The sequence below is a fragment of the Shinella sp. genome, assembly GCF_035998705.1.
Lineage (GTDB): Bacteria > Pseudomonadota > Alphaproteobacteria > Rhizobiales > Rhizobiaceae > Shinella.
The window spans coordinates 107,233-129,460 of record NZ_DASYHH010000021.1 but is presented as its reverse complement, the minus strand read 5'-3'; the positions used below and the strand labels follow the sequence as shown (position 1 = coordinate 129,460).

Below are 22,228 nucleotides of genomic sequence, written 5' to 3'. Positions count from 1 at the left end.
ATTCATGGCTAGAAGGGGTGCGCAATCGCATGTTTGCGATGCGTCGTCGTCTGTCTCTGTTCAACGAGGATGGCCTGTTGCCGCTCTTCCGCCTTCTGCCCGTCCTTCTGGTTCTTCTTCTCGTCGCGGCCCCGCCCGTCCGGGCGCAGACGGCGGCCGTGCCGGCCACTGCCGACGTCACCCAGCTCGAACAGGCCAACAGTGATCTCGACCGCGCCAGCGGCCAGCTCAATGCCATCCGCGAGCGCGTGGAGCGCGACAAGGACGACGATGCACGCCTCGTCGAGCTGAAGGTCGATGCGGAGGCGCTGAACCGGACGATCCTGTCCATTTCGGTCGCGACACGGCCGCGGCTGGAAGCGATCAAGGCGCGCCAGACGGAACTCGGCGATCCGCCGGCGGAAGGGGCGCCCGCCGAAGCCGCCGCCGTCGTCGAAGAGCGCAAGAAGCTTGCCACGGAGCGAAACGAAATCAACGCGCTGACGGGGGAGGCGGAAAACCTCTCGATCGAGGCGACGAAGCTCTCCAACCGCATCACGGAAATCCGCCGCCGGCTCTTCAGCGATGCCATCCTGAAGCGCACGGAGATCAACACGGAGCTCTTCACCGAGGCCTCCGGCGCGCTTGTCGAAGAGACGCAGACGCTCAACCGCACGGTGGCGGCCTGGCTGCAATTCGTCTGGAAGTTCAAGCGCATGCAGCTTCTGGGTGCCGTCGGGCTGTCGCTGCTGGCGGCCCTCGTGCTGCACATGGGCAGCTACCGTCTCTTCGCGCCCTTCATCACGCGCGGCGTGCAGGAGGCGAAGCCGCATTATATCACGCGCCTTTCCGTCGCCTTCTGGTCGACGATCCTGCCGACCGTCGCCGCGGCGGCCTTTGCCGGCGCCAGCTATTTCTTCCTCGACACGTTCAACGTCCTGCGTGCCGACATCGCGCCGATCGTCTCGATAGCGCTTGCCGTGATGGTGGCGATCTATTTCGTCGCGCAGCTTGCCAATGCGGTGCTTTCACCCGCGGACGGGCACTGGCGGCTGGTGCGGGTGTCCAATCGCGGCGCGCAGCTTCTGTGGCTGCTGATCTTCAGCATGGTGATCGTCAACGGCGCCGACTATTTCCTCGGCACGATCAGCGAGGTGCTGGGCTCGCCGGTGGTGCTGACGGTGGTGAAGAGCTTCTTCGCCTCGATCATCATCGGCGCGCTGCTCGTCGTCACGGCCTTCATCCGGCCGGTGCTGCGCCAGGGTGAAAAGCCGGATAGCCAGGGCCGTCCCTGGCCGCGCTCGGTGTTCGTCCTGCTAATCCTGACGGGGCTTGGCCTCGTCTTCTCCTCCGTGCTCGGTTATGTCGGCATGGCGCGGTTCATCGCCACGCAGATCGTCGTCACCGGCGCCGTCGTGGTGACCATGTATATCGGCTTCCTTTCCGGCCGCGCCGTGTCGGCGACGAATGCATTCGCGGAAACCGCGATCGGCAAGCGGCTGGAGGAGCGTTTCGGGCTTGGCCAGGTGGCGCTCGACCAGGTCGGGCTTGCGGCGGGGCTCGGCGTCTACCTGCTGATCTTCGTCTGCTTCGTGCCGCTGATCCTGCTGCAATGGGGTTTCCAGGTCGCCGATATCGAATCCTGGGCCTACCGCATCTTCACCGAGATCCGCATCGGCAGCATCACCATCTCGCTCGTCGGTATCCTCGCGGGCATCCTGCTGTTTGTCGCCGGCCTCGTCATCACGCGCTGGTTCCAGAAGTGGGTGGACGGCAACGTGCTGGCGAGAAGCCAGGTGGATGCCGGCGTGCGCAATTCCGTGCGCACGGCGGTCGGTTACGCGGGCGTGGCGCTTGCCGGCCTCGTCGGCATATCGGCGGCGGGCATCAACCTGTCCAGCCTTGCGCTTGTCGCCGGTGCCCTCTCGCTCGGTATCGGTTTCGGCCTCCAGAACATCGTGTCGAATTTCGTCTCGGGCCTTATCCTGCTGGCCGAGCGTCCGTTCAAGGTGGGCGACTGGGTGGTGGCCGGCACGACGGAAGGCTTCGTGCGCCGCATCTCGGTGCGCGCCACCGAGATCGAGACCTTCCAGCGCCAGACGGTGATCGTGCCGAATTCGCTGCTGATCAACGGCCAGGTCGGCAACTGGACGCACCGCAACAAGCTCGGCCGCGTCGACATGGCGATCAGCGTGCATGGCGGCAACGACCCGCGCAAGGTGCAGGAGATGCTGGTCGAGGTCGTGCGCGGGCAGCAGGGCCTGTTGCGCAATCCCGAGCCGATGGTCGTCTTCCTGGCCTTTTCGGCCTCGTCGCTGGATTTCGAGATCCGCGCCTTCCTCGCCGATATCCTGAACGGCACGACTGTGAAGTCGGAACTGAGGGCCGCCATCCTCGAGCGGTTCCGCCAGGACGAAATCGCCATCGGCGGCCCGGCGGCGGCGGAAGTGCCGGTCAAGATTTCGCCGGAAGGGGCGGAGCTTATCTCGGCCCTTCTCGACCAGGCGACGGAAAAGCTGCGCCCGCCAAGCACCAGCCGGCGGCGCAAACCGGCCGACGAGGCGCCCGAGACAGACCCCGCCGCCTGATTTCCGGCACATGAACGCCGCATTCACGCTCCATTCAGCCGTCCCCGCATAAAACGTGATGCAAATCCGAACGAGGAACGATAGTGTTCCTCTGGGCTTGTAAAACAGGGGCGGCGCGCACGCGCCGGGCGAAGATGAAGCGAATGATCATGATGCTGCTGGTGTCGGTCGCGATGTCCGCTCCGGCCATGGCCGCCTCCGTGACCAACAAGGACGGCGATACCCAGGTTCTCGTCATCGTTGAGGACGGCAGCCGCATGGAGGTCGCGCTGGAGCCCGGTTCCACCGAGACGATCTGCCCGTCCGGCTGCTTCGTCACCCTGCCGAACGGCGACCGGATGGCGCTGAACGGCGGCGAGGAAGTCGAGATCCAGGGCGGCGCTGCTTCGGTCAAGTAAGTTTTATCGAGGTTTTGTGGCGGCGCGGTAAAACAACCGCGCCGTTGTTCTTATGTCGCTTTTTCATGCCTTCTAAATTTAACGCTTTCGCAAAGGGTTGTAGTTACCCATTAATGTGGGGAAACATCCATTTAACGAAGGCAGATCATGGCGTTCATCGGCATTTCCGGAATGCAGTATTCCGGCGCGTCTCTCTCGCATCACCGTATTCTTGTTGCCGAGGATTCGAACGTCTTCACCTCCATGATCTCGAAGCGGCTGAAAGAGCTTTTCGACCTCGATGTCGAGATATGCCGGAGTTTCGAAGAGCTGGAACTTGCCTATGACAAGTCCACCGACAGGATCACGCTCGCGATCTCCAACATCAATCTGCCGGGCGCCGAGAATGGCGAGGCGCTGAACTATCTGGTCGACCTCAGCATACCGACGATCGTCTTCACCGGAACCTTCCAGCAGAAGACGCGCGACCAGTTGCTCTCCAAGGAAATCGTCGATTACATCCTGAAGGACAACATCTTTGCGGTCGATATGCTGGCGGAATCGGTCTGCCGCTTCCTGACCAACCACCAGCATCACGTCCTGATCGTCGACGACAGTGCGACGGCCCGCGCTTTGCTCACGACCCGCCTGAAGCGCTACAATTTTCGCGTCAGCGTCGCGGACAACGGCAGGAGCGCGCTCGAACTCCTGAAGGCGAACCCCGATATCGCCCTGATGATCACCGACTATAACATGCCCGATATCGACGGTTTCGAATTGACGCGGCGCATCCGCGGCACGATCGGATCGCACCAGTTGCGCATCATCGGCGTCTCGTCCTCGACGGACCGGCTGCTGTCGGCGCGCTTCCTCAAGGCGGGCGGCAACGACTTCATCATGCGGCCGTTCATCGACGAGGAGTTCTACTGCCGCGTTAACCAGAACCTCGACACGCTGACCCAGATCAGGACGGCGCAGCGGCGGCTTTCTGCCTGACTTTCCAACGATTTTCATGATCCGCCCGGTTATGTCCCTCACGTTACGTGAGATATTTCTCGGCGGGTTAACCACTTGGTAAAACCGGTGGTTTGTAATGCGGGCCAGACGGGAACATTATCGAGGGTACTGGACGACGTGGGAGTGGATACCAATCCGCAACGAGGGCCTGCATTTCTGCGCCATTCCGGCCAGCAGGTTTTGCTTGTGGAAGACTCGCGCATGTTCTCCACCGCGCTGAAGTACCGGCTGGAGAAGGAACTCGGTCTCGGCGTCACCCATTGTTCCAGCATGGCGGCGGTGCGGGCCATCTTCCAGGCCGACGCGCCGGAATTCGCGCTCGCCGTTCTCGACCTCAACCTGCCGGATGCGCCCAACTGCGAGGCGCTCGACTATGTGATCTCCAGGGGCATCGCGCCGCTGGTCTTCACCGGTTCGTTCAGCGATGCCACCCGCGACCAGATCCTCGCCAAGAACGTGCTCGACTATGTCGTCAAGGACAATCCGGCGGCGATCCAGCAACTCGTGCTCGCCGTCGACCGCATCCTGACGAGCGGCAAGACCCAGGTGCTCGTCGTCGATTCGGACCCGGAAAGCCTTCAGCACCAGGTGAGCCTGATCGCCAAGCAGCGTTTCCAGGTCATCGCCGTCGAAAGCGGTGCTGCGGCCCTCGATGCGCTCGATACGCAGGGCGGCATCGACATGGTGGTCTGTGACCTGGACCTCTCCGACATGGACGGTTTTGCGCTGCTCGACGAAATCCGCCAGCGCCACGGCGACGATGCGGTGCGTGTCGTCGGCCTTTCGACCTCGGAAGACCGCATGGTCGCGGCCCGTTTTCTTCGCGCCGGCGGCGATGAATATATCCAGAAACCCTTCCTCGTCGAAGAGTTCAACAGCCGCATCTTCCACGTCGCGGCGATCCAGAAGCGTGTGCAGTCGCTGCACCGCATCGCGGCGCGCGACTATCTCACCGACATCTACAACCGCCGCTACTTTTTCGAGGCCGGCCCGCGGCTCGTCGACCAGGCGGTGCGCCGTGGCGACCCCATGTCGATCGCCATCCTCGACATCGACCATTTCAAGCGGTTGAACGACACCTACGGCCATGAGGTCGGCGACGTCGTGCTGAAGGCCATATCCCGCCGCCTGAAACACCGGGTCAGCGACCGGCATCTGCTTGCGCGCCTCGGCGGCGAGGAGTTCGGCATCATCTTCAACGGCCTTTCGCTGGACCAGGCGCTCGACTACTGCGAGCGGCTGCGCTCGGAGCTCGCCGCCCAGCCGATCGACGCGGACGGCGAGGCGCTGACGGTCACCGTTTCCGTCGGCCTTGCGGTCATTGCCGGCCGGGAAACCTTCGACAATTACCTGAACGCCGCCGACCAGTTCCTCTACATGGCCAAACATGCCGGCCGGAACCGCGTCTTCTCCGAGCTGTCGCTGATGAGCGCGCTCGCGAGTTAAAAAAATCCCCGCCACAAGGACGGGGATGCTTCATTTCTCTCAGAATTCGATCAGCGCGCGATGGCCGAAAGCGTCAGCTTGCGTTCTGCGCGCTCCTGCTGGGGCGAGCGGTTGTAGAGTTCGCGGTAGCACTTGGAGAAGTGTGAGGCCGAGACGAAGCCGCAGGCGACGGCCACTTCCACCACCGGCATGGAGGACTGGACGAGCAGGTGGCGCGCCCGGTCGAGCCGGATTTCGAGATAGTAGCGGGCCGGCGAGCGGCCCATTTCCTGACGGAACAGCCGCTCGATCTGGCGGCGCGACAGGTCGGCGCCGTCAGCGATCTCCAGCAGCGACAGCGGCTCGGAGAGGTTGCCTTCCATCAGTTCGATGATCGACAGCACTTTTGCGTTCTGCACGCCGAGGCGCGCGCGCAGCGGCAGGCGCTGGCGGTCATGCGGCCCGCGCACGCGGTCGGTCAGCGCCTGTTCGCAGACGCGGTTGACGAGGTTCTCGCCGAAATCCTGGTCGATCAGGTTCAGCATCATGTCGAGTGAGGCGGTGCCGCCGGCGCAGGTATAGATGTTGCTGTCGATCTCGTAGAGATCGGCATAGACGTCGGCCTGCGGGAAGGCTTCGGCAAAACCGGGGAGGTTCTCCCAGTGGATGGCGCAGCGTTTGCCGGAGAGCAGGCCCGCCTGGGCGAGCACATGGGCGCCGGTACAGAGCGAGCCGACCGCGATGCCGCGGTTATAGACCTCGCGCAGCCAGGCATTGACCGACTTGTTGGAGAAATCCTCGACATAGATGCCGGAACAGACGAGCACCATGGAGGGGCGGTTCTCGCCGCCGAGATATTTGCGCTCGTCGGCAAGCGAGGAGTTCACCTCGATGCCGATGCCGCTGGAGGAGAGGACTTGCTGGCCGTCCGTCGAGGAGAGGCGCCAGGTATAGGCCTCGTAACCGAGCATGCGGTTGGCGATGCGGAGCGTCTCGATCGCCGCCGAGAAGGGCAGCATGGAGAAGTTGGGCACGAGGAAGAAAACGAGGGAGCGCTTCTTGACGTTCTGCTTGTTCATCGGAGTGTCCATGCTGGGGGCGGAATGTCGCAATGGTCGCAGGGAGAGCGGCGGCGGTGCTAGCATTTTTGCGACACTGAAAAGGACGGTTACGACTGAAACAGGCCGCGCATCACTGGAATGTCAGTGCCTCCCGGCGGAATTATGACCTTTCCTTCGCACTTGCACATTTGCGACCCGCCCAAAAGCGTTGTCCGATTGCGACAGGCCGTTTCGACGGCATGAAATCCGGCCGTTCCGGTTTGACAAGCGGGCGCACTCCGGCCACATACGATCGCGGATTTGTGAGGGATTGATCGATGCTGCCAGACGGATATTCGGATGTACCGGCGGGAAAACTTGCCGCCGTGGTGACCTGCCTCGAAATGCGGGCGCCGCCCGCTGGGCGTGCGGATCCCGAGCAGCCCGGCATCACGCTCGACCGCGTCGCCACACCCGATCTCGCCTGGTATCGCGACCTTTATGCCCGTATCGGGACGGAATGGCTCTGGGCCTCGCGTCTCGCCATGGCGGATGCCGATCTCGTCGCGGTTCTCCATCATCCCGATGTCGAGGTCTATGGCGTGATGAAGGACGGCCGGGCCGAGGGGCTGCTGGAGCTCGATTTTCGCGAGGAGGGGGTCTGTGAGCTCGCCTTCTTCGGCCTGACGCCGGCGACGATCGGCGGGGGCACGGGCCGCTGGCTGATGAACCGCGCGATCGCGCGCGCCTGGTCGCGGGAGGCGTTGCAGCGCTTCTGGGTGCACACCTGCACGCTCGATTCGCCGCAGGCGCTGAACTTCTACATCCGCTCGGGCTTCACGCCGGTGAAGCGCCAGGTCGAGGTCTTCGACGATCCGCGGCTGGCGGGCATCCTGCCGGAGACGGCGGCATCGCTGGTACCGATCATCCGGGCAAAATGAAAACCGCCGGAGAGACTTTTGAGGGTCAGCTCCGGCGGTTATTGGCGTCGTCTTCTTTCGGCGGTGCGCCGCAACAGTCATCCGTCATCGCGTGGTCTTCGAACGGAAGCCGATGTCCTTGCGCAGGTCGTAGGACATGCTTTCCAGTTCGCGTTCTGCGCGGTGACGCTGCCAGGCGGAGACGATGCGTTCGGCGATGTGGCGAACGGTATAAGACAGACTGCCGGAGTGACGGACGCCTGATGCGCGCCGTACCGGGCGATGTTCCAATGCAAGTGCCATTTCAGGGTCCTTTCGAGCTTGGGAGGTTTCGAAAGGTCGCGACCTTGATCGTGACTATGTCGGAACCTCATGCATCAATCCAACGAATATATTTGATTGGATCAATCAGCCTTCTTCATGATTGCGGATGGCATGGCGACATCCGGCCAGTTGATGTCCTGCTTGAGGTATTCAGGCAGTTCGTTCAGTTCGGCGGCGGTGTGCCGGGCGACGCTGCGGCGGCGCCGCGTCTCGATGACCTCGCCCACGAAGCGCCGTATTGCGTAGTAAAATCCGTTTCCACGGGCGACAACGGCCAGATCGGCGCCGTTTGCATATGATTTTTCGATTTTCATGGCGTTTTTCCTTTCGTTCTTCGTTCTGATAGGTTGACTATCCGCCCATCTCGGTTTTCAATCAAACGAAATGAAGTGACGTTATGCTTCAGAAATACTGATCCTTGGAGGCAAGCATGAACCTGCTGATGCGCCAGACGCTCCCCCTCTTGGAGCTCGATATTCTCAAAACCTTCGTGGCGATCGCCGAGACCGGCAATTTCACGACCGCCGCCGAGACGGTGCACCGCACGCCGTCCGCCGTCTCCATGCAGATCAAGAAGCTGGAGGAACTGCTCGGCTGCTCGCTGTTCCGGCGCGACGCGCGCTCGGTGGTGCTGACGCATCACGGCGAGGTGCTGCTCTCCTATGCGCGCCGCCTGATCGCGCTCAGCAACGAGGCGGTGTCGCGCTTCATGATGCCGGAGATGAACGGCGTCGTGCGGCTCGGCGCGCCCGACGACGTCGGCGAACTCATCCTGCCGGAAGTGCTGAAACGTTTTGCCGAGACCTATCCGTCGATCGCGGTCAATGTGTCGATCGAGACGAGCAGCCGCCTGCGCCGGGCCGTCGCCGAGCGTCGGCTCGATCTCGCGATCTTCAATGCGACGGACGGCACGATCCCGATCCCGGGCGAAATCCTCCTGAAGGAACAGCTCGTCTGGGCCGGCAAGAGCTGCGGCAACGCGCATCTGAAGAACCCGCTGCCGGTCTCCGTCTGGGAAGAGGGCTGCATCTGGCGGGAGCGGGCGCTGGAAGAACTGAGCCGTTCGGGCCGCGATTTCCGCGTTGCCTATTTCTGCGCCCACCATATGGGCCAGCGCGCCGCCATCCGCGCCGATCTTGCCGTGGCACCGCTGGCGCGTTTCCTCGTCGGCGACGACATGGTGGCGCTCAGCCAGAAGGACGGCCTGCCGGATCTCGGCCATTACCTGATCGGCCTCGTCGTCAACGAGGAGGCCGATACGCCGGCGCAGGCCGTGGCGGACTATATCCGCGCCGCCTTCGCCCGTATCGAGCGCCGGCCGATGGAAATTCTGCAGGTCGCCTGCTGATCGTTTGAAGGCCGGGCATCAGCCCGGCCTTTCCATTTTATTCGTAGGTATAGGACGCGCACATGTCCGCGTCGCTCTGCGGCACGTCCTGCGTCGAGAAGACGGCCACCGTCGTCGTGTCGGCATCGCCCCAGGAGGCGACATAGGTGACGGGCTCGCCGCACAGGCGGTTGCCGTTCAGCAGCACCGGATCCTTCGGCTCGGAAACGCTGTAGACCGAGCCGTTCACCGTCTCTCCGCCCACCACGAACGTATCGCCGACGAGCTCGTCGAACACGATCTGCTTGCCGTTTTCGAAGGTGATGCCGAAGTCGTCGAACTCGATGTCGCCGGTGATCGACATGGCCGTGTTGCTGACCGCCGCATAGGTGTCGGCGAGGGCGGGCGCTGCGGCGCCAAGCGAAAGCGCGCAGGCGAAAAACAGGGTGCGGGTCATCAAAACATCTTTCACGTCAGTAGCGGCGGCAGCTGAGCGTTCGGTCGCTTTCGGAGGAGGAGAAATCCAGCGTATCCGCCGTGATCGCGGAGAGGTAGATATAGACCTCGTCCGACAGGAAGAGCGAGTAGGACCCGTCCGTTCCCTCCTGCACTTCCTGCACGTTAAAGCTCTCATCCCCGATGCTGTAGACCGTCGAGGTGAAGACGAAGGGCGCGCCGTCGCATTCCCATTCGCCGGTAAAGGGATAGTCCTCCTGGGCGCGCGCCGGCAGGCAGCTCGCGGCAAGGAGGAGGCTGACGGCGACGAGGCGGGCGAGCGTCATGGATGAACTTTCGTGAGGTGGCGGGAGGTCAAGCGGTCGATATTCCATCAACGGGCGAGACCCTCGCCCTATTCTCCCAGAATGCCGATAAACCGCCGAAAACAAAACGGATTTTTTGGGTGATGGTTTACGGGCATCGCGGTTTGGAATGACGCGGCACCCCCCTCTGCCCGGCAGGGCAGAGGGGGGTAAGTGCTGCACGGAGAAGAAAGTGCCGACCGCCTGCTACTCGCGGCCGCGCCGCCTGCGGCGTCCGCCACCGTCGCCACCGCCATCGTCGGCAGGCGCCTTGCGCTCCGGCAGGGTGACGACCTTGGCGAGTTCCGGGAAGGCGTCGATCTTGTTCGGCAGCGCCATGGCGTTGACGAAGAGTTGCTGGAAATTCGGCTCCAGCGCGGTCTCGATCTTCTCGATGCGGTTGACCTCCTGCTCGATCTCGCGGCGGTGGTCGCGGTTGAGCAGCGCCATCAGCGCGCCGGTGCCCGCCGCATTGCCGACCGCCTTCACCTCGTTGAGGTCGCAATCCGGGATGAGGCCGAGCACCATGGCGTATTTCGGATCGATGAAGGAGCCGAAGGCGCCGGCGAAGCGGATCGTGTCGACATGGTCGACGCCCTGCTTTTCCATCAAGAGCTTGATGCCGGCATAGAGCGCGGACTTGGCGAGCTGGATGGCGCGGATATCGTTCTGCGTCACCGTGATGCGCTGCTCGCCGTCATGCAGCAGGTAGGAGAAGGTGCGGCCGGTTTGCAGGATGCGCGGCGTCCTTGCCGCCATCATTCCATCGACCACGCCATCCTCGGAAATGAGGCCGGAGAGATACATCTCGGCCACGACCTCGATGATCGCCGAGCCGCAGATGCCGGTGACGCCGACACTGGCGGCGGCTTCGGCAAAGCCTTCCTCGTCCGACCATTTGTCGACGCCGATGACGCGGAATTTCGGCTCCAACGTTTCGGGGTCGATGCGCACGCGCTCGATGGCGCCGGGCGCGGCGCGCTGGCCGGAGGAGATTTCAGCGCCTTCGAAGGCCGGGCCGGTCGGCGAGGAGGCGGCAACGACGCGGCTCCGGTTGCCGAGCACGATTTCCGCATTGGTGCCGACGTCGACGAGCAGCATCATGCGATCCTGCCGGTAGGGGCCTTCCGCCAGCGTCGCGCCCGCCGCATCCGCGCCGACATGGCCGGCGATGCAGGGCAGTGTATAAAGCCGGGCGCCGCGGTTGACGTCGATCTCCAGCTCATGCGCCCAATATTGCAGCGCGCCGGAGACCGCGAGCGCAAAGGGCGCCTGGCCGAGTTCCGTCGGGTCGATGCCGAGGAACAGGTGATGCATGATGGGGTTTGCGACAAAAACCATGTCGAGGATGTCGTGCCGGTCGACCTCGCCCTCGGCGCAGACCTTGCCGATCAGGCCGTTGACGGCCTCGCGCACGGCCTTGGTCATGGCTTCGCGGCCATCCGGGTTCATCATCACGTAAGAGACGCGGCTCATCAGGTCTTCGCCGAAGCGGATCTGCGGGTTCGACGTGCCGGAGGAGGCGACGATGCGGCCGGAGAGCAGCGAGACGAGATGCATGGCTATGGTCGTCGAGCCGATATCGCAGGCGACGCCGTAGGCCTCGTTCTTGAGGCCCGGCCACAGGCCGACGATGAAGGGGCGCGAACTGTCCATGTCGCGGTGGATGGCGGCGGTGACGCCCCAGTTGCCCTTGCGCAGGATCGACTGCACCTGCGGAATAAGGTGCGGCGCGATCAGCAGGTCCTTCCAGCCCCAGTCCTTCTCCAGCATGACCTTGAGCCGGTCGAGGTCGCCGAGCGGCTTGTGCATGTCGGGCTCGTCCACCTCGACATAACACAGCTGGATGGCGGCGTTGCGCTCGATGACGCGGTCGCTTGCGGCCTTGCGCACGACCTGCGCGTTGATGACGGTATCCTGCGGCACGTCTACGACGAGGTCGCCGAGGATGAGGGCGGAACAGGAGAGGCGGCGGCCGTCCGGCAGGCCGCGGATCTTCTCGTAGCGCTCTTCCTTCGGGCCTTTTTCGGAAATGTGGTCGAGCGAGGAGACGATCTTGTGCTTGGCGAAGTTGCCTTCCTGCACCTCGATCTGACAGCGCCCGCAGGTCGCGCGCCCGCCGCACACACTCTCGACATAGACGCCGAGTTTGCGCGCAGCGTCGAGCACGGGCGTGCCGACCGGGAAACGGCCGCGTTTTCCCGAGGGCATGAAGAGGACCAGCGGTTCTTTTGCCGAAGCTTCGGTCATGTTGGTCTCGCTCTCACCGTCAATGCGCATCGATCGTACTTTCCTGTGGGCCGAAACCGCCCGTCAGCCTTTCCTGGTAGCAAGGCGCTTGACGTTGCGCCGCACGCGCTTGCCATAGGGTTTTATCGCGGCCTCGGAGACGGCGCGGGCCGTGGCAGAGGGTGACGCCGCCGTCATCATGGCCTTGGCAACAGCAAGATTGGCCGCCACGACGCTCTCCGCCGCGGCAGCCATCTTTTCGGTGACCATTTTGGTCATTTCCGCGGTGTTCTGCCTCGAGCCCGTCAGCGCCGCCATCTGCATCTCATGGCAGCGCATGGCGATGACGAGGGGCGCCTGCAGCCAGAGGCTGAAGGCATCGCGAGAAAACTGCCGCCCGCCCGCCATGTTATTCTGGTGCCGCGCTGCTGCCGGTGCGCCCTGCGCGGCCGCCGCGACGACCACCGCCGCCGGCGCCGGAAGACGGTGCGGCTGCGGCCACATGGCCGCCCTCGGCCGGCTTGTGATCGCGGTAGGTCATGATCCAGTTCGAGCAATTCGCGTCCGTACCGTTCAAGACGTTGGCGGCGCGCACGGCTTCCATTTCCTGCGGGCGGCAGGGGTTCATGATGGCGGACGTCATGCCGGCGCCGATGACCATCGGGATGAAGCCGGCATTGATGCCGTGGCGGTGCGGCAGGCCGAAGGAGATGTTGGAAAGGCCGCAGGTCGTGTTGACCTTCAGCTCGTTGCGCAGGCGATAGAGCAGCGCGAAGACCTGGCGGCCGGCATCGCCCAGCGCGCCGATCGGCATGACAAGCGGATCGACGACGATGTCGTGCGGCTTGATGCCGTGGTCCATGGCGCGCTCGACGATCTTCTTGGCGACGGCAAAGCGCACGTCCGGGTCCATCGAAATGCCGGTCTCGTCGTTCGAGATCGCGACGACCGGCACGTCGTATTTCTTGACGAGCGGCAGGATGGCCTCGAGCTTTTCTTCCTCGCCGGTCACCGAGTTGACCAGCGGCCGGCCCTTGGCGACCTTGAGTGCCGCCTCGATGGCCGCGGTGACGGAGCTGTCGATCGACAGCGGCACGTCGACGAGCCCCTGCACGATCTCCATCGTCTTGACGAGCAGGCCCGGCTCGGTTTCGTTCGGGTTGACCGATGTAACGCCCGCATTGACGTCGAGCATCGTCGCACCGGCGGCGACCTGTTCCAGCGCGTCCTTGATGACCGTGTCGAAATTGCCTTCGATCATCTCGGCGGCGAGCTTCTTGCGGCCGGTCGGGTTGATGCGTTCGCCGATGACGCAGAAGGGCTGGTCGAAACCGATGATGATTTCGCGGGTGGCCGAGGCGACGATGGTGCGTGTCATTTAAGGTCCTCTGGGGCGGGGCGCCGGGTTTGATCTAGCGCGCGATTTCCGGTGTTGCAATGCGGCTCGGCGGACGAAGCGGCGATCTCCATCATAGCTTTTCGTCCGGTCAATGGGGGTGGTGGGAGGCGATTTCCGCCATCTGCTGCTGGTTCTGTTCGACGCCTTCGCGGGTCCTCTCGATGCGCTCGGCCACCATCTGGTCGACCGGGTTCGGCTCGCGCTTCCAGGGTTGGCGACCCTTCAGCACGCCGGAATCATGCACGATCTCTGCGACATATTCTTCCTGGCGGTAGGCCATGACGTGCACGCCGGAAACGCCCTCGATCTCCTTCACCTCGTTGATGATGTCGATGCAGAGCTGCTTGCCTTCCTTCTTCTGGTCCTGCGCGCCTTCGAGCCGCGAGACGATGGAGTCCGGAATATGGATGCCGGGCACGTTGGAGCGGATCCACTTGGCCGTCTTGGCCGACGCCATCGGGCCGACGCCGACGAGGATGAAGCACTTTTCATGCAGGCCGAGGTCGCGCACCTTCTTCATGTATTCCCGGAACATCGGCACGTCGAAGCAATACTGGCTCTGGACGAACTGCGCGCCCGCCTCGATCTTCTTGCCAAGGCGGTAGGGGCGGAAATCGTAGGGCGGAGCGAAGGGATTGATCGCGGCACCCAGGAAGACCTTCGGCGGCGTCGTCAGCTTGCGGCCGGACAGGAATTTTCCGTTGTCGCGCATGATGCGCACGGTTTCGAGCAGCGACATGCAATCGAGGTCGAAGACGGGCTTGGCCCCCGGCTGGTCGCCGGCCTGCACGCCGTCGCCGGTCAGGCACATCATATTGGTGACGCCCATGGCGGCGCCGCCGAGAACGTCGCCTTGGATGGCGATGCGGTTCTTGTCGCGGCAGGCGATCTGCATGATCGGCGCATAGCCCATGCGGGTCAACAGCGCGCAGATGCCGACGGAGGACATGTGGCAGTTGGCGCCCGACGCATCGACCGCGTTGATGCCGTCGACCCAGCCGTCGAAGATCGCGGCGCGCTCATAGACGTCTTCCGGGTTGGCGCTGTCGGGCGGGTTGAGTTCGGTCGTGACCGCGAACTCGCCGCGGCGCAGCACGCGCTCCAGCCGGCCGAGCGAGGAGTGGCCGGGCAGCGGATCGAGCGGCAGGTGGGGGCCGAGCGGGTTTTCGTCGATATGCGCCATGGATCAGGCGTCCTTTCCGGCTGCGGCAGCGGCTTCCTTGGCGGCAGCGGCTTCGGCGGTGACGCGCAGCCACGACGAGGTCTCGCGCAGCGACTGGTTCACCGGCTTCTGCACGTTCATGATGGCATTCCCCTTCACCATGTTCTGCGAGCCCTTCCACGCCTGGACCCAGACGCAGGGCATATCCGGCTCCACTTCGCAATTGCCATTGGCGCGAACGCCGCCGCAGGGGCCGTTGCGAAGCTGCTTGGGACAGTTCATCGGGCAGGACATGCCCGTGGACGACAGCGCGCACTGGCCGCACATGCGACAGTCGAAGAGGAAACCCTTCACATGTTTTTCGACGAAGGTGATCGGACGCTCGACGCGCTGGTAGCCGAAGAGTTTCCACACGGGGTGCAGCAGGAGGAAGAGGTCCGCGAAGCGATGGTAGAACCATTCCAGGAAGCGGGAATTGCGCACGGCCCACAGGCGCACCGTGTATTTGCGCCGCGCGCGGCGGCTCGGCGAGACGCCGGCCGGCGTGAAGGCGCCGGTGGCAGCCTTCTTGGCGGGAGCCGCATTGCCGGGTTTGGCATCAGGCATTGTCTCGCCCTCCGGCCTTGACGAGGGCGACAAGGCGCTCGCGGTCATAGGCTTCCTCGAATTCGGCCGCGGCCTTGTCGGCTTCCGCCTCCAGGTCGTCGGAAACGGACACCGGATCGGCCTTGCGCCATTCGGCGAGGTAATCGTCCGTCTCGGCCGCACCCGTGCGCATGGCGCACATGTCGATCGCCTCGGTGAAGCGCAGCGACAGTTCGCGCTTGGCCGTCGCGCGGCCCTTCTTGATGATGACCTGGGCGGGGATGTCGCGCCAGTAGACGATGATGCGGTCTGCCATGTCGAAATTCTCCCGGAGCGTTTCCGTGTTTTCTCGAAAATGCTCTTTCTCTGCTCTGGTTCTGACAATGCGGTCTGGCCGCGTCGCGGGCTTCTTTCGCCACGACTGCCCCATGCTCAAAAACGACGTCGGATTCGACTGGCGAGAGGTTTTACCAGATGCCGCGGGTCACGCCGTTCCAGAGCCAGGTCCAGATCGGCGGATGATACCATTGCCGCGAGGGTGCCGCTATTTTCAAAGGCTTGAGCTCACCAGTAACCGCATCGTGCAATGCCTGCACGACGATGCCTGTGGAGGCGGCGGTCTGGAGCAGCGGATAGGTGTGCATCGTGTCGCGTTTGGAAGGTTTCGTCCGCTGCTGGTAGAGCACGTCGCCGGTGTCTACGCCGGGGTCGACAAGGTGCACGGTTGCGCCGAAATTCGCCTCGTCGGACTGGATGCGCGACCAGTAGCCGCCCTGCAGGCCGCGATATTGCGGGTTGATGCCGGCATGGAAATTGAGGACGTGGCAGGCAATGGCGGAGAGCGTCTGCGCCTTCATCATGCGGCAGCTGACGAGCAGCAGTGCCGCCGGCTTGATGTCGCCGACGGCTTTCAAGAGTTCCGGGCTGTTGGCGGACGGAACCATGATGCGGCGGATTCGCGAGTCTGTAGCCGTGCTTACGCCGAACGCTTCAACGATTTCCTGAGCGCGGGCGGTGGTGAAGCGCTTGCCGAACTTGGAGACCATCATGGTGGCGAGCTGGCCGAGCGCCTGCACCCAGCCGAGTTTTTTCGCACGCCGGCGAATGAAGAGCTTTTTCGATTCGGGCTGTTCCTCGATCACCACGAGGTTCGGGAAGGCGGCCTTCACGGCATTGACGACGATTTCCGGGTTGGGGCCGGGCTGGATCAGCATCGCCACCGTTTCCGTCCGTGTTTCGCGTTCCGTCATGCCCAAGCCTCGCCTTCGTTTGGGCTGGCATCATGGGTGCGAGGGCTTAGGAAGCGGTAACCGTGGCAGCGGATTTGCCCGGCACGGCTAAGGATTGGTTAGCGGGCGCGCAACAGCTCGCCGCTGAGGTCGCCATAGCCGGTAAAGCGGTATTCGTAGGCGAGGCCGAGATAGTCGGCGGCCTCCTGCGCCTTCTTCTGCAAGCCTTCGTCTTCCACCTGCGAGAGATAGACGAGCTTGGTGTAATTGCCGAAATACATGTCCTTCAGCTGCGGATAGCGGTCCAGCCCGAGCGGCTCGATGACGAAGGCGCGGAACTGGCGGGCGAGGAAGTCCGTCAGGAAGAAGGCGGTGACGTCGTCCTCCGTCGCCGCGAAGGCCTCGTTGCCCGCGAAGAAGGAATAACAGTGCGGTCCGGCGATGCGCTCGACGCCGAGCCTTTCGCAGACCTTGTCGAGCAGGCCGCCGGTGCCGCAATCGGCGTAACCGACGAAGACGCGCTCGAAACCGGCCGTGCGCGCTTCTTCGATGGCCTTTTCGACGCCGGGGGCGATCTTTTCGGGGTGGGCATGCCAGATGGCGGGCAGACAGAGAAGGTCGATATGGTCGAGCCCGTTGGCATCGCGGATGGCCAGAACCTCGCGCGCGATGGCGCCGCAGGCGATCACGCGAACCTTTTCCGCTTTCGTGCGTTCATCGCTCGGACTTCCGAGCTGAAGTTCTACGTCAACCGCATCCATCTAGAGGGACTCCGACCATGACTGGGACACACCTGACCCGCATCAGCATCGTTCTCGCCGCACTCCTGGCACTCAGCGCCTGCGGCAACACCATTCGCGGCATGGGACGGGATACGGCCAATGCCGTGGATGCGACGCAGGCCGCCGGCAACGACATCGACAACGCCGCAAACTAAAGGTCGTAAGCGCATGGCGCCGATTCAAGACCGGCGCCATCGCAATTCGCGTTTCAGGCGCCAGCCAGCATGTTGTGCTTGCGCTTCATGAATTCCTTTGCCGTTTCGACCGCCACGGCCGCGTCGCGGCAATAGGCGTCCGCACCGACGGCCTTGCCGAATTCCTCGTTGAGCGGCGCGCCGCCGACGAGAACGACATAGTCGTCGCGCAGGCCCTTTTCCTTCATCGTGTCGATGACGACCTTCATATAGGGCATGGTGGTGGTCAAGAGCGCCGACATGCCGAGGATGTCCGGCTGTTCGCGTTCGATGGCTTCGAGGTAGTTTTCGACCGGGTTGTTGATGCCGAGGTCGACGACGTCGAAGCCTGCGCCTTCCATCATCATGCCGACGAGGTTCTTGCCGATGTCGTGGATATCGCCCTTGACCGTGCCGATGACGACCTTGCCCTGCTTCGGCGCGCCGGTTGCGGCCAGCAGCGGACGCAGGATCGCCATGCCGGCCTTCATGGCATTGGCCGAAAGCAGCACTTCGGGAACGAAAAGAATGCCGTCGCGGAAATCGACGCCGACGATGCGCATGCCTTCGACGAGGGCCTGGGTCAAGACGTCGTAGGGCGCCCAGCCGCGTTCGAGCAGGATGTTCGTGCCCTCTTCGATTTCCTCCTTCAGGCCGTCGTAGAGGTCGTCGTGCATCTGCTGCACGAGCTCTTCATCGGAGAGATCGGCGAGAATGATTTCGTCGTCAGCCATGGTGTTTCCTCGTCTCCAGTGGCACTGCGGGCAGCAGGCTCGTCGAACAAGGAATAACCTTCCTGTCGCGCGAACCTGATTTTGAAAGCGACGTCGCATACAGCGAAAAGCGACCCGCCGAACTCTTGTTCCACCCATAGCCCGCAAAGCCGTGAATTGACAGCGCAAACAAGCGAATGGCGCTACGATGGCCGTCGCATTCCCGCTATAGTCCGCGCCGAGCCGGTATCCAGCGTGCGCCACGGCTTGGCGCATTGAGAACCGTCCCGCCCCGGCGGCTTGCTAGCATAGGAAAAGAGGCGTCGCGATGCGCCGCGATAACAAGGAAAGACGGATCATGAGCGAGGAAATCCAGCAGGTGGCAGGCGAGGGCGCAAGCGAGGGCGGTGGCCGCCGTTCGCGTGGTGAGGGACGTGGTGCCGCCGCGCGGCGTGCATCGCGCACGGGGGGCGGTCCGGGCCCGTCGCTGCCCTACATCACCCGCAAGATCAAGGAATACGAGGTCCTCGACGAAGAAGGCCTTCAGCTCATCGAGAACAATGCCGACCGCGTGCTGGAAGAGATCGGCATCGAGTTCCGCGAAGATCCCGAAGCGCTTGCGCTCTGGAAGGAAGCCGGCGCCGATGTGCGCGGCGAGCGCGTGCATTTTCCCAAGGGGCTCTGCCGCGACCTCTTGAAGACCGCGCCGAACACCTTCACCTGGCATGCCCGCAATCCCGAGCGCAATGTGCAGATCGGCGGCAAGGCCACCGTCTTCGCGCCGGTCTACGGCCCGCCCTTCGTGCGCGACCTCGAAGGCGTCAGACGTTACGCGACGATCGAGGATTTCCGCAACTTCGTGAAACTCGCCTATATGGCGCCGTCGATGCATTCCTCCGGCGGCACGGTCTGCGAGCCGGTCGACGTGCCGGTGAACAAGCGCCACCTCGACATGATCTACAGCCACATCAAATATTCCGACAAGCCGTTCATGGGCTCGGTCACCGCACCCGAGCGCGCGGAAGACACGATCGCCATGGCCAAGCTCGTCTTCGGCGAAGAGTTCGTCGAGAACAATTGCGTGACGCTGAACCTCATCAACGCCAACTCGCCGATGGTTTTCGACGAGACCATGGTGGGCGCGCTGAAGGTCTATGCGCGCCATAACCAGGCCTGCGTCGTTTCGCCGTTCATCCTGTCGGGCGCCATGAGCCCGGTCACGGTTGCCGGCACGCTGACGCAGATCCTTGCGGAAGTTTTGGCCGGTGCCTCCTTCACCCAGCTCATCCGCAAGGGTGCGCCGGTGCTGTTCGGCACGTTTGCCGCGTCGATCTCCATGCAGTCGGGCGCGCCGACCTTCGGTTCGCCGGAGCCGTCGCTGGTGTCCTATGGTGCGGCCCAGCTTGCCCGCCGCCTCGGCATTCCGTTCCGCACCGGCGGCTCGCTCTGCGGCTCCAAGGTTCCGGATGCGCAGGCGGCGCACGAATCGGCCAACACCATCAATATGACGCTGCTCGCCGGCACGAATTTCGTGCTGCATGCCGCCGGTTGGCTCGAAGGCGGCCTCGTGTCGTCCTACGAAAAATTCATGATCGACCAGGACCAGCTCGGCATGATGCAGAAGCTTGCCGAGGGCGTCGACCTTTCCGAAAACGCGCAGGCGCTCGATGCCATCCGCGAAGTCGGCCCCGGTAGCCACTATCTCGGCTGCGCCCACACCCAGGCCAACTTCCAGACCGCCTTCTACCGCTCGCCGCTCGCCGACAACAACTCGTTCGAGCAGTGGGAAATCGAAGGCCAGAAGCGCATCGAGGAGCGCGCCAACGCGCTTTGCCGCACCTGGCTGGAAAGCTACGAGGCGCCCTATCTCGACCCGTCGATCGACGATGCGCTGCTCGCTTACGTCGCAAGCCGCAAGAACTCGATGCCGGACGCCTTCACCTGAAAGGGTCCCGATCGCGCCAGGGAGCAAGGCGGAGCGACGCGGGTGGCCGACATGATCCAGAAGGAAGTCTGGCGCCCGCATTATGAACTCAAGGGGGACGTGACCAAGTGAGGGCGCGTCGCCCCGATCTCGACAGCATCCGTGCGGCGCTTGCGCCGCACGGTCTTTTTTTGCGCGGTGCCGTGAATTTCGGCGAAGGCGAGGCGGCTCCGGCACTGGCGGATGGTCGCCCCGCCGCCAGCGTCGTGCTCGTCGGCAATATCGGCAGCTCGATCTGGTCGGCCTTTTCGCGCTGGCGGGAGGAGCAGCCAGACCGTGGCGGCGACGACCCGCTCGACACCTGGTCCAAAGCGGCCCTGCGAACCGTGGCCGCATCGGCTGGCGCCACCACCTGGTTTCCCTCCGATCCGCCCTGGCAACCTTTCCAGCAATGGGCCATGCGTGCGGAAAGCCTGAAGGCCTCGCCGCTCGGCATCCTGATCCACCCCGTCTACGGCCTCTGGCACGGCTATCGCGGTGCTCTCGGTTTTGCGGAGCCGGTGGAGGATGCGGCGCCACCTAGCGAGCCGCATCCCTGCGACCACTGTCCGGACAAGCCGTGCCTCACCACCTGTCCCGCGGGCGCCGTGCGGTCGGATGCCTTCGATGTGCCGGCGTGCCGAGGCCATTTGCGCTCACTGGGGGGGCCGGGCGGCTGCATGGCCTCCGGCTGTCTCGCCCGCGCCGCCTGTCCCGTCGGCGCCGGCTACCGCTATGAGGATGCCCAGCTTCGTTTCCACATGGCGGCGCTGTCGCTTTGAGCTTTCGCTGCTAAATTCGCCGCATTGCCATCCGAGCCAGGAGTTCATGCGCGCCCATCTGTTTCTCTTCACCCTGTTTGCCGTCCTTCTTCTGCGGAGCACCGCCATGGCCGAAGCGCCGAAATGCGCCGAGATCGAACATCTCTCCGGCCGCTACACCGTCTGCACCTTCGATCCGGCGACGGAGACGATCCGCCTCTACGGCGCGGCAACGCTCGGCAAGGACGGCGCGCGCTACGACCAGCTCAACACGCATCTCTTGCGCAACCGGCAGCACATGAGTTTCGCCATGAACGGCGGCATGTATCATGCGGACTATGGACCGGTCGGGTTGCTGGTGGAGCATGGCCGGCAAGTGGGCGCGCTGAACCGGGGCGATGCCTTCGGAAATTTCTTCCTGAAGCCGAACGGCGTGTTCTGGGTGGGCGATGGCAAGGCCGGGGTGATGGAAACGGAAGCCTATGCGAAGGCCGGGCTTTCGCCGCAGGAGGCGACGCAATCCGGGCCGATGCTGGTGGTGGATGGACAAATCCATCCGAAATTCTTGGCCGACGGCACGAGCTTCCAGATCCGCAACGGCGTCGGCATCCTGCCGGACGGGCGCGTCGCCTTTGCGATCTCCAACAGTCCTGTGCGCTTCCACGATTTTGCGACGCTGTTTCGCGACCGGCTGCACTGCCGGAATGCGCTCTTCCTCGATGGCAGCATTTCCAGCCTCTATTCCCCGGAAATCCGGCGTCACGATCGCAAGGCCGTCATGGGGACGATCATCGCCGTCGTAAAAAATCTGCCCGGTTGAGAAAAAAACGTGCGCCTCCACCCAAGGATTGCCGCCCGACGGACGTCGTAGGGAATAGTGCACTGCAATCGGGATGGACCCGTGGAAACAGAACTCGTCGAAAAGGCGGCCTTGGGCGACAGGCAGGCTTTTGCCGCGCTTGTCGAAAGCCGCTATGATTTCATCCATGCCGTCGCCTGGCGATGGTGCGGCGACCGGCAGGATGCCGAGGACGTGGCGCAGGAGGTGTGCATCCGTCTCGCCGCGGCGATCCGCGGTTTCAAGGGCGCCAGCCGGCTCAGTACCTGGCTCTATACCGTGACGCTCAACGCGGCGCGTGACCAGATGCGCAAGCGCCGGCGGGCCGAATGGCGCGACGCCGCCTATCTGCGCGAACAGGCGGTGCTGGACAGCCGGCCCGACGATGATGGCAGCGAGGAGTTGTGGCACGCCGTGCGCCAGCTTCCCGACAAGCAGCGTGATGCCGTGCTGCTGATCTACGGCGAAGGCCTGAGCCATGCGGCGGCAGCCGACGTGCTGGGCTGCGCCGAAACGACGATTTCCTGGCATGTGCACGAGGCCCGCAAGCGCCTGAAGGTGCTTTTGCGCGATGCGGCCGCGTGACGGAAGGATAGA

At 63.7% G+C, this 22,228-nt stretch carries 25 protein-coding genes; 11 read left to right on the top strand and 14 right to left on the bottom strand.

Annotated elements, in window-relative coordinates; translation table 11 throughout:
- Positions 1-29: 29 nt before the first annotated feature.
- The 4 genes from VGN93_RS16105 to VGN93_RS16090 all read left to right on the top strand — a co-directional run bounded on the left by VGN93_RS16105 (position 30) and on the right by VGN93_RS16090 (position 5,407).
- Entirely contained in the window at positions 30-2,567 is a 2,538-nt protein-coding gene (locus VGN93_RS16105; RefSeq protein WP_327508234.1) for a mechanosensitive ion channel family protein, read from the top strand.
- Between the two features lie 143 nt (positions 2,568-2,710).
- Positions 2,711-2,965, top strand: coding sequence for a hypothetical protein (locus VGN93_RS16100; protein WP_413818712.1), 255 nt, complete (start codon positions 2,711-2,713; stop codon positions 2,963-2,965).
- A 147-nt stretch (positions 2,966-3,112) separates the two neighbouring features.
- Positions 3,113-3,940 carry a response regulator gene (locus tag VGN93_RS16095; protein WP_319323433.1) on the top strand — a complete coding sequence of 276 codons (828 nt, stop codon included), beginning with the start codon at positions 3,113-3,115 and terminating at the stop codon, positions 3,938-3,940.
- A 222-nt stretch (positions 3,941-4,162) separates the two neighbouring features.
- Positions 4,163-5,407 (top strand): diguanylate cyclase, encoded by a 1,245-nt coding sequence (locus VGN93_RS16090; RefSeq protein ID WP_327508233.1) that lies wholly within the window; start codon positions 4,163-4,165, stop codon positions 5,405-5,407.
- Positions 5,408-5,457: 50 nt separating this feature from the next.
- Here the strand turns inward: VGN93_RS16090 and VGN93_RS16085 are convergent, their stop codons facing one another.
- Complete coding sequence (locus VGN93_RS16085; protein WP_256115445.1) at positions 5,458-6,465, bottom strand: GlxA family transcriptional regulator; 1,008 nt, start codon at positions 6,463-6,465, stop codon at positions 5,458-5,460.
- Positions 6,466-6,764: 299 nt separating this feature from the next.
- Between VGN93_RS16085 and VGN93_RS16080 the strand changes: the two genes are divergently transcribed.
- Complete coding sequence (locus VGN93_RS16080; RefSeq protein ID WP_327508232.1) at positions 6,765-7,367, top strand: GNAT family N-acetyltransferase; 603 nt, start codon at positions 6,765-6,767, stop codon at positions 7,365-7,367.
- 84 nt (positions 7,368-7,451) lie between these two features.
- On the opposite strand, the gene VGN93_RS16075 is transcribed toward VGN93_RS16080, so the two are convergent.
- Positions 7,452-7,649, bottom strand: a complete 198-nt coding sequence (locus VGN93_RS16075) for a hypothetical protein (protein WP_327508231.1) — start codon at positions 7,647-7,649, stop codon at positions 7,452-7,454.
- Between the two features lie 101 nt (positions 7,650-7,750).
- Positions 7,751-7,984, bottom strand: coding sequence for a hypothetical protein (locus tag VGN93_RS16070; protein ID WP_327508230.1), 234 nt, complete (start codon positions 7,982-7,984; stop codon positions 7,751-7,753).
- 116 nt (positions 7,985-8,100) lie between these two features.
- On the opposite strand from VGN93_RS16070, the gene VGN93_RS16065 reads away from it, so the two are divergent.
- Positions 8,101-9,018, top strand: a complete 918-nt coding sequence (locus VGN93_RS16065; protein WP_319323425.1) for a LysR family transcriptional regulator — start codon at positions 8,101-8,103, stop codon at positions 9,016-9,018.
- 37 nt (positions 9,019-9,055) lie between these two features.
- Here VGN93_RS16065 and VGN93_RS16060 read toward each other — a convergent pair whose 3' ends face one another.
- From VGN93_RS16060 to VGN93_RS16015, 10 genes are all read right to left on the bottom strand, one after another.
- On the bottom strand, positions 9,056-9,454 hold the full coding sequence (locus tag VGN93_RS16060) for a hypothetical protein (RefSeq protein ID WP_327508229.1): 399 nt from the start codon (positions 9,452-9,454) through the stop codon (positions 9,056-9,058).
- 16 nt (positions 9,455-9,470) lie between these two features.
- Positions 9,471-9,779 carry a hypothetical protein gene (locus VGN93_RS16055; RefSeq protein ID WP_327508228.1) on the bottom strand — a complete coding sequence of 103 codons (309 nt, stop codon included), beginning with the start codon at positions 9,777-9,779 and terminating at the stop codon, positions 9,471-9,473.
- A 225-nt stretch (positions 9,780-10,004) separates the two neighbouring features.
- Positions 10,005-12,077, bottom strand: a complete 2,073-nt coding sequence (locus VGN93_RS16050) for an ASKHA domain-containing protein (protein WP_327508227.1) — start codon at positions 12,075-12,077, stop codon at positions 10,005-10,007.
- A 33-nt stretch (positions 12,078-12,110) separates the two neighbouring features.
- Positions 12,111-12,434 (bottom strand): hypothetical protein, encoded by a 324-nt coding sequence (locus VGN93_RS16045; protein WP_319323414.1) that lies wholly within the window; start codon positions 12,432-12,434, stop codon positions 12,111-12,113.
- A 1-nt stretch (position 12,435) separates the two neighbouring features.
- The gene (locus tag VGN93_RS16040) at positions 12,436-13,404 is read right to left on the bottom strand and encodes a methyltetrahydrofolate cobalamin methyltransferase (RefSeq protein WP_319323412.1); all 969 of its coding nucleotides are present in this window, start codon (positions 13,402-13,404) and stop codon (positions 12,436-12,438) included.
- Positions 13,405-13,513: 109 nt separating this feature from the next.
- Positions 13,514-14,608 carry a methylenetetrahydrofolate reductase gene (locus VGN93_RS16035; protein ID WP_327508226.1) on the bottom strand — a complete coding sequence of 365 codons (1,095 nt, stop codon included), beginning with the start codon at positions 14,606-14,608 and terminating at the stop codon, positions 13,514-13,516.
- A gap of 3 nt (positions 14,609-14,611) precedes the next feature.
- Positions 14,612-15,193 (bottom strand): methylenetetrahydrofolate reductase C-terminal domain-containing protein, encoded by a 582-nt coding sequence (locus VGN93_RS16030; protein WP_319323410.1) that lies wholly within the window; start codon positions 15,191-15,193, stop codon positions 14,612-14,614.
- Positions 15,186-15,488 carry a virulence factor gene (locus VGN93_RS16025; RefSeq protein ID WP_327508225.1) on the bottom strand — a complete coding sequence of 101 codons (303 nt, stop codon included), beginning with the start codon at positions 15,486-15,488 and terminating at the stop codon, positions 15,186-15,188. Before VGN93_RS16025 ends, VGN93_RS16030 begins: the two co-directional genes overlap by 8 nt.
- Before the next feature lie 151 nt (positions 15,489-15,639).
- Positions 15,640-16,422 carry a formyl transferase gene (locus tag VGN93_RS16020; protein WP_327508224.1) on the bottom strand — a complete coding sequence of 261 codons (783 nt, stop codon included), beginning with the start codon at positions 16,420-16,422 and terminating at the stop codon, positions 15,640-15,642.
- A 98-nt stretch (positions 16,423-16,520) separates the two neighbouring features.
- Positions 16,521-17,162, bottom strand: a complete 642-nt coding sequence (locus VGN93_RS16015; RefSeq protein ID WP_327508223.1) for a DUF1638 domain-containing protein — start codon at positions 17,160-17,162, stop codon at positions 16,521-16,523.
- A gap of 17 nt (positions 17,163-17,179) precedes the next feature.
- Here VGN93_RS16015 and VGN93_RS16010 point away from each other — a divergent pair, with 17 nt between their 5' ends.
- Complete coding sequence (locus tag VGN93_RS16010) at positions 17,180-17,338, top strand: entericidin (protein ID WP_256115462.1); 159 nt, start codon at positions 17,180-17,182, stop codon at positions 17,336-17,338.
- A 53-nt stretch (positions 17,339-17,391) separates the two neighbouring features.
- On the opposite strand, the gene VGN93_RS16005 is transcribed toward VGN93_RS16010, so the two are convergent.
- Positions 17,392-18,090: a B12-binding domain-containing protein gene (locus tag VGN93_RS16005; RefSeq protein WP_319323400.1), complete on the bottom strand. Its 699-nt coding sequence runs from the start codon at positions 18,088-18,090 to the stop codon at positions 17,392-17,394.
- Between the two features lie 337 nt (positions 18,091-18,427).
- Between VGN93_RS16005 and VGN93_RS16000 the strand changes: the two genes are divergently transcribed.
- The 4 genes from VGN93_RS16000 to VGN93_RS15985 all read left to right on the top strand — a co-directional run bounded on the left by VGN93_RS16000 (position 18,428) and on the right by VGN93_RS15985 (position 22,216).
- The gene (locus VGN93_RS16000) at positions 18,428-20,014 is read left to right on the top strand and encodes a trimethylamine methyltransferase family protein (RefSeq protein WP_327508222.1); all 1,587 of its coding nucleotides are present in this window, start codon (positions 18,428-18,430) and stop codon (positions 20,012-20,014) included.
- Positions 20,015-20,121: 107 nt separating this feature from the next.
- Positions 20,122-20,814 carry a ferredoxin gene (locus VGN93_RS15995; RefSeq protein ID WP_327508221.1) on the top strand — a complete coding sequence of 231 codons (693 nt, stop codon included), beginning with the start codon at positions 20,122-20,124 and terminating at the stop codon, positions 20,812-20,814.
- A gap of 106 nt (positions 20,815-20,920) precedes the next feature.
- Positions 20,921-21,613, top strand: a complete 693-nt coding sequence (locus tag VGN93_RS15990; RefSeq protein ID WP_327508220.1) for a phosphodiester glycosidase family protein — start codon at positions 20,921-20,923, stop codon at positions 21,611-21,613.
- A gap of 81 nt (positions 21,614-21,694) precedes the next feature.
- Positions 21,695-22,216, top strand: a complete 522-nt coding sequence (locus tag VGN93_RS15985; protein WP_319323393.1) for an RNA polymerase sigma factor — start codon at positions 21,695-21,697, stop codon at positions 22,214-22,216.
- The last annotated feature ends 12 nt before the right edge of the window (positions 22,217-22,228 follow it).

Coding starts and splice junctions, on each gene's coding strand:
- VGN93_RS16105 (WP_327508234.1), top strand. CDS start 30: ATGTTTGCGATGCGTCGTCGTCTGTCTCTGTTCAACGAGGATGGCCTG.
- VGN93_RS16100 (WP_413818712.1), top strand. CDS start 2,711: ATGATCATGATGCTGCTGGTGTCGGTCGCGATGTCCGCTCCGGCCATG.
- VGN93_RS16095 (WP_319323433.1), top strand. CDS start 3,113: ATGGCGTTCATCGGCATTTCCGGAATGCAGTATTCCGGCGCGTCTCTC.
- VGN93_RS16090 (WP_327508233.1), top strand. CDS start 4,163: ATGTTCTCCACCGCGCTGAAGTACCGGCTGGAGAAGGAACTCGGTCTC.
- VGN93_RS16085 (WP_256115445.1), bottom strand. CDS start 6,465: ATGAACAAGCAGAACGTCAAGAAGCGCTCCCTCGTTTTCTTCCTCGTG.
- VGN93_RS16080 (WP_327508232.1), top strand. CDS start 6,765: ATGCTGCCAGACGGATATTCGGATGTACCGGCGGGAAAACTTGCCGCC.
- VGN93_RS16075 (WP_327508231.1), bottom strand. CDS start 7,649: ATGGCACTTGCATTGGAACATCGCCCGGTACGGCGCGCATCAGGCGTC.
- VGN93_RS16070 (WP_327508230.1), bottom strand. CDS start 7,984: ATGAAAATCGAAAAATCATATGCAAACGGCGCCGATCTGGCCGTTGTC.
- VGN93_RS16065 (WP_319323425.1), top strand. CDS start 8,101: ATGAACCTGCTGATGCGCCAGACGCTCCCCCTCTTGGAGCTCGATATT.
- VGN93_RS16060 (WP_327508229.1), bottom strand. CDS start 9,454: ATGACCCGCACCCTGTTTTTCGCCTGCGCGCTTTCGCTTGGCGCCGCA.
- VGN93_RS16055 (WP_327508228.1), bottom strand. CDS start 9,779: ATGACGCTCGCCCGCCTCGTCGCCGTCAGCCTCCTCCTTGCCGCGAGC.
- VGN93_RS16050 (WP_327508227.1), bottom strand. CDS start 12,077: ATGCGCATTGACGGTGAGAGCGAGACCAACATGACCGAAGCTTCGGCA.
- VGN93_RS16045 (WP_319323414.1), bottom strand. CDS start 12,434: ATGGCGGGCGGGCGGCAGTTTTCTCGCGATGCCTTCAGCCTCTGGCTG.
- VGN93_RS16040 (WP_319323412.1), bottom strand. CDS start 13,404: ATGACACGCACCATCGTCGCCTCGGCCACCCGCGAAATCATCATCGGT.
- VGN93_RS16035 (WP_327508226.1), bottom strand. CDS start 14,608: ATGGCGCATATCGACGAAAACCCGCTCGGCCCCCACCTGCCGCTCGAT.
- VGN93_RS16030 (WP_319323410.1), bottom strand. CDS start 15,193: ATGCCTGATGCCAAACCCGGCAATGCGGCTCCCGCCAAGAAGGCTGCC.
- VGN93_RS16025 (WP_327508225.1), bottom strand. CDS start 15,488: ATGGCAGACCGCATCATCGTCTACTGGCGCGACATCCCCGCCCAGGTC.
- VGN93_RS16020 (WP_327508224.1), bottom strand. CDS start 16,422: ATGACGGAACGCGAAACACGGACGGAAACGGTGGCGATGCTGATCCAG.
- VGN93_RS16015 (WP_327508223.1), bottom strand. CDS start 17,162: ATGGATGCGGTTGACGTAGAACTTCAGCTCGGAAGTCCGAGCGATGAA.
- VGN93_RS16010 (WP_256115462.1), top strand. CDS start 17,180: ATGACTGGGACACACCTGACCCGCATCAGCATCGTTCTCGCCGCACTC.
- VGN93_RS16005 (WP_319323400.1), bottom strand. CDS start 18,090: ATGGCTGACGACGAAATCATTCTCGCCGATCTCTCCGATGAAGAGCTC.
- VGN93_RS16000 (WP_327508222.1), top strand. CDS start 18,428: ATGAGCGAGGAAATCCAGCAGGTGGCAGGCGAGGGCGCAAGCGAGGGC.
- VGN93_RS15990 (WP_327508220.1), top strand. CDS start 20,921: ATGGCCGAAGCGCCGAAATGCGCCGAGATCGAACATCTCTCCGGCCGC.